Origin of the sequence: Sulfuricurvum sp. (genome assembly GCF_028688295.1) — a bacterium.
Lineage (GTDB): Bacteria > Campylobacterota > Campylobacteria > Campylobacterales > Sulfurimonadaceae > Sulfuricurvum.
Genome location: NZ_JAQTYM010000084.1, coordinates 1 through 7,861, shown reverse-complemented (window position 1 = coordinate 7,861; position 7,861 = coordinate 1). Strand labels below are relative to the sequence as shown.

Here is a 7,861-nt window from a genome sequence, read left to right as displayed (position 1 = left end):
GTTCAATCCCGGACGCCTCCACCAAAACTACGTTTCAATACCCTTCAATAGCCTCTAATATCCTTTTTTAAATCGCCTAAAATAGGCACTTTTATCGTATTTTAGCCTTTAATAGAAATCAATAGCATTTTACATCATCTAAGATTTTAATGTAGTTTTTAATGTAGTTCTCTATAATGTAGTTTATAGAGTGGTTTTTAAAACTACATTAGAAGGGTAGATCATGGCGAATAAAAAAGTATTACCGCTCACAGACACCGAGATTAAGAACGCAAAACCAAAAGAGAAAAAATATACTCTCTCCGATGGGAACGGGCTACAGTTGGTAATCAAGCCTGATGGAAAGAAGATTTGGGAAATTCGTTTTACAGTGGATGGAAAACCAAAAACGACTACGGCAGGAGCTTATCCATCGGTTAGTCTGAAAGATGCGAGAATTAAGCGAGATGACTTTAAGAGCAAAGCCAGTATTGGCATTGATCCGATAAAAGAGCGTAAAGAAATAAAAGCAACTATTAAAGCTATAGAACAAGAAAGCCTCAATACTTTCAAGCAATGCGCTATCGATTATTTTGAGTTGAGACGGTCTAAAATAAGTGAGGGGCATTTTAACAAGCAATGGGGACGGTTAGAGTCCAATGTAAACCCATATATAGGCGAGACTCTTATGAATGATATTTCGCGCGATGAAATCATGGCGTGTTTGACACGCATACAAGATCGAGGAGCAATCGAAGAAGGGCACCGAGTTTATAACCTGATTTCGCAAGTTTATCAATATGCGACTGCTAATCGACGTTGTGAACGAAATACCGCCGCTGATATAAGTCCAAAATGGATGCTTATACCAGCCACTAAAAGCAATTATCCAACGATTACTGATCCCAATAAGATTGGAACTCTACTGAATGTTATTGATGGGTATCAAGGTCAATATACGGTTAGATGTGCTTTGCAGGTCATGCCATATTTAGCACTTCGCCCTAGAAATATTAGAGCTATGGAGTGGAGTGAAGTTGATTTTGATAAAAAGATTTTGACCATTAAAGCGGATAAAATGAAAATGAATCGTGAACATCTTGTACCGCTAACGGATAGAGTGCTTGATATATTGCGAGAACTGCACAAGCTCACAGGAACAGGGCAGTATTGTTTTGGTGCATCGCGAACTCGAAATAGCCCTTTGAGCGAAAATACATTGCGTGCGGCATTAATCCGATTGGACTATACAAATGAGGAGATTGTACCTCATGGATTTAGAGCAATGTTTACAACGATAGCAGAAGAAAAAATACCTGAGCACGGTTTTAACAGTGACGTGATAGAGAAATGCACAGCCCACGAACCAAAAAATAAAGTAAGAGCGGCATACAATCGCGCTGAATATTGGGATCAACGTGTGGCACTTATGCAATGGTGGGCAGATTTTTTGGATAAAACAAAGGGATAAGAAGTAGAAAAATAAACCCTCATTGATATTGTTTTGAGTAAAAGTGTTACTAATGTAAACATCAAAGAAAAAAGTTTTTTTATTAAAAATGACGTTGAAATTTTAAAATAGAAAATTGAAATTTTGACTTCAAAATATTACCCAACTTCACCAACCTCTTCAATGCCCCTATATTATGGGCTTTTCTAACCAAAACAAGCTAAGAATTATTTGTACTTATTTGAATTAAATTAATTTTAGTTAAATTAATTTGAGTTTATTTATTATTTATTAATTAATATTGTTTTTTTGTTTGCTTTTCGATTATGATGCACTTGTTCAACGGAACCTGCAAGTCTGTGACAGACTTTAATGGGTAATGACGGTATGAATTATAAAAGAGAAATAAAAAGGATTCACATGAATCACTCAGAAAATAAGCAACCCATAGATCAGCGCAATTTAATGCGAGATCGTGAAGCCGCATCGTATCTTGGTGTCGGTGTCAGTACTGTGTGGATGTTCTCACGACAGAAGAAAATTAAAGCCATAAAATTATCCCCGAGGATAACAGTTTGGTCAAAAGCGGATTTGGATGAATATGTCCAAAGTTGTATGAAAACAGCATGAAAACTTTTCAAAAATCATTTGATTTTTTTGGGGTTTAAAAATGAATATTTTGCAACTTCTCGCTGCTGATAAAGAGATATTGCTATACCGAAAAGAGCTAAATCAAATTACCAAAAAAGTAACAGCTACCATCTTGTTACAACAGATGATCTATTGGTACACGAAGAGTGGGGGAGCATTTTATAAGTTTATTAAGCCTTGTCCGCACAAATTATACCAACATGGTGATAGTTGGTGTGAGGAACTTGGATTCTCGGAAAAAGAGTTCAATACGGCTATGACTATACTAAAAAAGTTAGGCGTTGCATCGAGTAAAACGGATATGACTCGTGTTACCTATTATGATTTAGATTTGACTATTCTACGTAAACTACTAAACGGCGTTTACGTAAATGCCGAAACGGAAGATAGGCAACCGCCAAAAGAGCATTTAGATATAGATCAAGCTTTTGCAGAGACTACGGCAGAGACTACAGGTCAGATACTTGGAAAAGATAATACCCCCCAACCCCCAAAGTGTGGAAAAGCACTCACCCTTGCTGAAATTGCGGATCAGCATCGCATGACGATTGCCATGATCGAAGATTTCGTCGCGTTCCGCCTAAATTCTGGCGGAATCAAAAACTCAATTGCATTCAAAAAGCATATTTTACTTGGATTGTCGGAACCGTATTCAGACGAGTCGGTGAGACTAGAAGAATGGTTCGAGGTGTACGAAGCGCAAAACAACATCATCGATCACCTTGTGATTGAGTTTTTATCGATGCATTGGTTTGAACGCCAAAAATGTAAAGAGCGAGCAAAGGATGACCTTGTACTCCAAATGAATAACATCGTGCCATCGGATATTCTGATTGAAATAGCTTTTCAGACAGCCGAGGCGAAACGGCGGGAACAAATAGGGGGTGTTGCATGAAGTTCGAAATTTTCACAACTAGCTTCGGTTGAGCACGATCACGTTCTCGATGACATATTCAATAACCAAAGGAGAAAAAAATGAAAAATAAAATGCCACAAATAGCTTTGACAATAGCTTTATTGTCCGTTCCTCAAAGTTGTTTCGCTCTTTTCGGCGGTGATGGTCCCGCAGTTGCTACGGAGACTACACAAGTGGCTCAATGGATAGCCGATGAAGTCGGACGGGCGCAAGAATATTCAAAACAGGTTCAGCAGTACGCCGTACAGGCTCAAAATTTACAGCAAAATATCCAATCAGTTGAGCAAGGTTATCAAAACTTAGAGGCTTTGAGTGCAATGGATATATCAAACTTTAACGGTTATATCAATCAGCTCTCATCGGTGATGGTTGCGACGAACGGTATAGCCTACAATATGGCGAACCTCGACGATAAATTCTCAACGACGTTCCCAGGATACGACGAACACAAAAATCGTGGAATGATTGGCACGATCAGAGAGCAGGCGGCTTCATTCTCTGATTATTACAAATCCTTGACCGATCAGAACCGTGGAACGGCTCTCGGGACGCTTCGCAACTTGAAAGCGATCAATCAGGATTTACAAGACGACGCAGTGAATATGAATTTGTTGAAGCTCCAGAGCCGTAATGCGGTCGGGAACAAAGCGGTAATTCAAGCGGCGAATGAAATCGCTATGCACCAAACAGAGCACCTTAAAAAGCTCCATTCCTCTATGTTGATGCAAACGAACCTTATGACCCAAGCATCGGTACAGGCTAATGAGGAAAAGGCGGCGACACAAGCATCTCGTGATGCGTGGGTAGCAAAAAGCAAGAAACCAATCAGAGGCAATGAGCCTCACATCAAAACGTGGTAAAAAGGACACCAAATGAAAACAGTATTTACAATTGCGGCAATTATGGCAATTTTGCTCACTGGCTGTGGCACTCCGAAAGATGAAGCCAAAACGATCGAATATTACAAAACTCATCTTGATGAGGCAAAAGACTTGATTCAAGAGTGCAAAACAATTGGGTCAATGACCGAGGATGAGAGAGTGGAATGTGCAAGCGCAGAGCGGGCTGTATTGGCATCAAAAAGTAAAAAATCAATTAAAGGCAACGAGCCTCATATCAAAACGTGGTAAAACAATGAAACTCATTATTTTATTGGCACTTTTAATTCCGTCGTTGTTATTTGGTGAAGTCGAAACCGATAATAATGTTGCAGGCGTTTTGGAAATAATTTCTGCCGCATCTACCCAGTGGGTAAGTGCTATTAAACCCGCAGGGTTGTGGTTGTTTTTCACCTTTATTACTATCGATTTCGTTTTAACGTTCGGTTTAATGGCGGTAAAAGGTGCAGATTTTGGAGGAATTTGGGTTGAAGTTTTAAGGAAGATACTTATTATTGGTTTCTTTTTGGCGATTTTTGAATCTATTGATTATTTAAAGATGATTCCCGCATCATTCGCACAAATAGCGACAAACGCTACAAGTAGGGATATTGAGCCTGATACCATTCTTGAAGTGGCAATGAACTTAGTAATGTCCTTGTGGGATGGTATGAGTATAACCGATGTAGGACGGAGCATTGCCGCAGTCATTGCGGGTGTTATTTGCTTGATCGCTTTTGGATTAATGGCGGCTCAACTGTTTATGACATTGGTTAAAATTCAAATGCTCATAGCAGGGTCTTATATCGTTTTTTCATTGGCGGGATGGTCTTATACTCTCTCGATGGCAACTAGCCCTATAAAAGCTCTCTTTGCGGCGGGGATGGAACTTATGTTCATTAAGTTGGTTCTTGCCTTGACGATAGATACAATTGAAAATTTACAAACAACCGTGGGCAATGACACTGGCTCATACGTTGCGGTAATTGTTTTATCTATTGTTTTGGTGTCTATTGTGCAAATGATAAACGGGGTTGTAAACAGCTTATTATCGGGAACTCTCGGCGGTAACTCAACGTCGGGACTCGGTGTTGCGGCGGGTGTCGTCGGTGGAGCGGCGGCGGGTGTAGCCGCTTCCGCTAAACACGGCGCAGGGATGCACGAAGCCATTAAAGAGGCTAGAAAGAAATCCGCAAACGGTCAAGGCTCTACAATGGGCAATCTCGGAAGAGCGATTGGTGAAGATTTTGCCAATACGATCAAAGGGAAAAATGCACGTAGTACCACCTCCGTGGGTGAACGTGCCGCCGAAACAATCCGTAAAAACAAATAAGGAGATCCAAACAAATGGATGAGCAAACAGAAGAAAAACTGGCGGCGGAAACTACACCGCCCGAAGAGGCGGAAATTAACCCGCCAATAGGCGAAGAGGGGCATAAGCCCTTTTGGTTGAAAACAGAGAAAAAGCCCTTTGAGTGGCAAAGTACGACCGACCCAAACGTTAAAACGCTTTAAACAATTTTGTACTAAATAGGTCAATCTATTTGGTACAAAAACGAGCTAATAAATAATTAATTATTTAATAATAATTTATAAATAAGTTACGAATTAATTATTATTTATTTGTTAGTAAATAATTAGCAAAAAGCCTTAACAAATCAGATAGCTAATAAGTTATGTTTTTCCCATCTATACCGAGTGCTTTTTCAATAGTTTGATAAAAAAACAAACTATTGAGTATTTTTATCGTTGGAAAGTTTGATAAAAAAATAAACTTTTTTCTCTCTTTTTAGAGTGCTTTTTGAGACTCCAAAAAAAGACTTAACGGCTTTGATGAATATAATTATCTCTCATTCCCTTTCCCTCGATCTTCTTTTTGGCGTTCTAATCGTTCCCGCTCTTTTTGAGCGTTTAAATGCTCCTCACGCTCTTTTTTTACTTCGGGTATGGATTTCCCCGTAATTTTGTTAAAAACGCTTTCTAAGGCACTTTTTGAGTTTTTGGCAACGTCTTTGAATGCTTCAATCGCTTTGGTTTTCATCTCGTTGAGCAATGGAAGCATTTTAAAGCTCTTTTTGTGTAATTCGTGATTAGCCTTTAGCTCTCTTGTGAAGCTTTTGGCAAGTTCTTGTTTGTTGGTAATTCCAAGTTTTGTATGTTCGGCGATGAGCTTTTCCGCAAAATCGTCTTTTTCTTGCCTTATAACAAGCTCTTTCATAGCCGCTCTTTGACTTTCAATTTCGGCGGCGGTTGGAGCGGTGTCCTCAAAAGTTCCATTGGGAAGTTTACTATACGCCTCTTCGATCTCCTTAGAGGCTTCATTTTCGCCTTTCGGTGTTGGTGCTTCTTTTGCCTCTTTAAGTTCTCGTTCTAACACTTTATTCGTGATCTGTAATATCTCGTTTTCTTCTTGGAGTTTGGCAAATTTTGAACCGTGTATCGGTTCGTGTATCGGTTCGTGTATCGGTTGAGAAATTTTAGGCGTATTTTCTAAATCGCTTTTGAGTTGATCTATCGTTTGCTCTTTGGTGATAATCTGCTCTATAAGCTCTTTGATTTTTTCGTCTTTTTCGTCTTGGTCTTTGGTCTTGTTGATCTCGGTATTGAGGCGGTGAAGCTCTTTTTTTTGCTCCGCATCGATGCCCTCTAGGGCGGTGATCTGCTTTTGCATATCTCGGAAGCTGTAGCGTAGCTCTGTGTTCTCTTTTTGGAGTTCCTCGATCTTCTCTAAAAGTTTCTCTTTCTCTTGTTCTGTGGCTCGATACTGCTTATGTCCTAAGCGCACTTTCTCGGAGCCTCTTTCACCCCGTTCCATACCCAATGCTTCGGCGGTGATGTCTTGGAGCTTTGAGAGCTTCGCTTTGTCCATAACAGCGGTTAAATGTTTCGGTATCTTCTCGCCGTCGGGGATACCGTTCTCTTTGCGTATCTTCTCACGTTCTGAATTGCTGATCGATCTACGGTACAACTGTCTTCCCGTTTCGGGGTCGAGAGTAGAAAAATTGACGTGGGCGTGTAGGTTGTAAATTGGGTGACCCGTTTTCTCATTCAAGCGCCCCTCGTCTCGATGGATAGAAATTTGTACCGCTGTAAATCCCGTCTCTTTTTCGATCTCTCGAACGAGACGTTCAACGTCTTTGATCGAATGCTCTTTGTTGAGATTTATGACAGCCTCCCAATGTGCATTTTCAAATTTTGTTTGGAACTTTTGACCATAGGTTTTGGAGTAATTTTCTTTGGCGTTCTCAAATAAATTCTCTAACATTTTTTGCGCTTCGACCGCTGATCGATTACACTCATTTTCTAGTCGATGCTCAATGGGAAGAAGATAGTTCGGCTCTTTTTCTGATCGGTCATTATGAGCAAATGAACCGCCGGAAGATTTAGCGAAGTTGATCGATGAGATTGCCATTGAGTAATTCTCCTGAGCTTGCGAAGTAGAGAATTATAGCACGATTAATCCGTTAGGGTTGATAGTGCGCACTATCAACCCTATGGGTCTTATTGCGCTCCTTTTTTCGCAAGCTCAAATGGAGGGAAGAGTTGGAACTATAAAAATGGATAACAAATTAAATGAAGATGCAAATGTAATTTAACAGATATTAATCCGCTATAATTATTTAATTGGACGTAATAAAACTATATCGAAAGGGATACATGAGTATTTTAAAGAATGCTGTTGATTCAATTGCAATAGGCTTAGAGGATTTCAATTCGGGTGATCCAAGACGATTAATTTCCAGTACAAGAAATGTTTTCGCAGGGATACTCTTATTATTCAAGCATAAACTTGTATTGATGAGTCCATCGGATTCTGATGAAGTTTTAATTAAACAAAAGATTGCTCCTTTTATAGATGTTAATGAGGGGTTGAAATGGATTGGAAAAGGTAGTAAAACAGTTGACGTTTCTCAAATAGAAGAACGCTTTAATGCATTAGATATTCATGTTGATTGGATAGCTTTTAATAAAATAAATAAATTTAGA

General features: G+C 39.5%; 9 protein-coding genes. 8 read left to right on the top strand and 1 reads right to left on the bottom strand.

Annotated features, from left to right (window positions below):
* The first annotated feature begins 223 nt into the window (after window positions 1-223).
* The 7 genes from PHR02_RS12195 (at window position 224) to PHR02_RS12165 (ending at window position 5,389) form a co-directional block, all read left to right on the top strand.
* Window positions 224-1,450, top strand: a complete 1,227-nt coding sequence (locus tag PHR02_RS12195; protein WP_299992416.1) for an integrase arm-type DNA-binding domain-containing protein — start codon at window positions 224-226, stop codon at window positions 1,448-1,450.
* A gap of 399 nt (window positions 1,451-1,849) precedes the next feature.
* Entirely contained in the window at window positions 1,850-2,059 is a 210-nt protein-coding gene (locus PHR02_RS12190) for a helix-turn-helix domain-containing protein (protein WP_299992414.1), read from the top strand.
* A 40-nt stretch (window positions 2,060-2,099) separates the two neighbouring features.
* On the top strand, window positions 2,100-2,975 hold the full coding sequence (locus tag PHR02_RS12185) for a hypothetical protein (RefSeq protein ID WP_299992412.1): 876 nt from the start codon (window positions 2,100-2,102) through the stop codon (window positions 2,973-2,975).
* An 80-nt stretch (window positions 2,976-3,055) separates the two neighbouring features.
* Window positions 3,056-3,856: a P-type conjugative transfer protein TrbJ gene (gene trbJ, locus PHR02_RS12180; protein ID WP_299992410.1), complete on the top strand. Its 801-nt coding sequence runs from the start codon at window positions 3,056-3,058 to the stop codon at window positions 3,854-3,856.
* A 12-nt stretch (window positions 3,857-3,868) separates the two neighbouring features.
* Window positions 3,869-4,126, top strand: a complete 258-nt coding sequence (locus PHR02_RS12175) for an EexN family lipoprotein (protein WP_299992408.1) — start codon at window positions 3,869-3,871, stop codon at window positions 4,124-4,126.
* Between the two features lie 4 nt (window positions 4,127-4,130).
* A complete protein-coding gene (gene trbL / locus PHR02_RS12170) occupies window positions 4,131-5,207 on the top strand; it encodes a P-type conjugative transfer protein TrbL (RefSeq protein ID WP_299992406.1) in 1,077 nt (358 codons plus the stop codon).
* 14 nt (window positions 5,208-5,221) lie between these two features.
* Entirely contained in the window at window positions 5,222-5,389 is a 168-nt protein-coding gene (locus PHR02_RS12165) for a hypothetical protein (protein WP_299992404.1), read from the top strand.
* A 328-nt stretch (window positions 5,390-5,717) separates the two neighbouring features.
* Here the strand turns inward: PHR02_RS12165 and PHR02_RS12160 are convergent, their stop codons facing one another.
* On the bottom strand, window positions 5,718-7,286 hold the full coding sequence (locus tag PHR02_RS12160; protein ID WP_299992402.1) for a hypothetical protein: 1,569 nt from the start codon (window positions 7,284-7,286) through the stop codon (window positions 5,718-5,720).
* 245 nt (window positions 7,287-7,531) lie between these two features.
* On the opposite strand from PHR02_RS12160, the gene PHR02_RS12155 reads away from it, so the two are divergent.
* The coding region (locus PHR02_RS12155; protein WP_299992400.1) for a hypothetical protein at window positions 7,532-7,861 on the top strand (330 nt) is incomplete at its 3' end.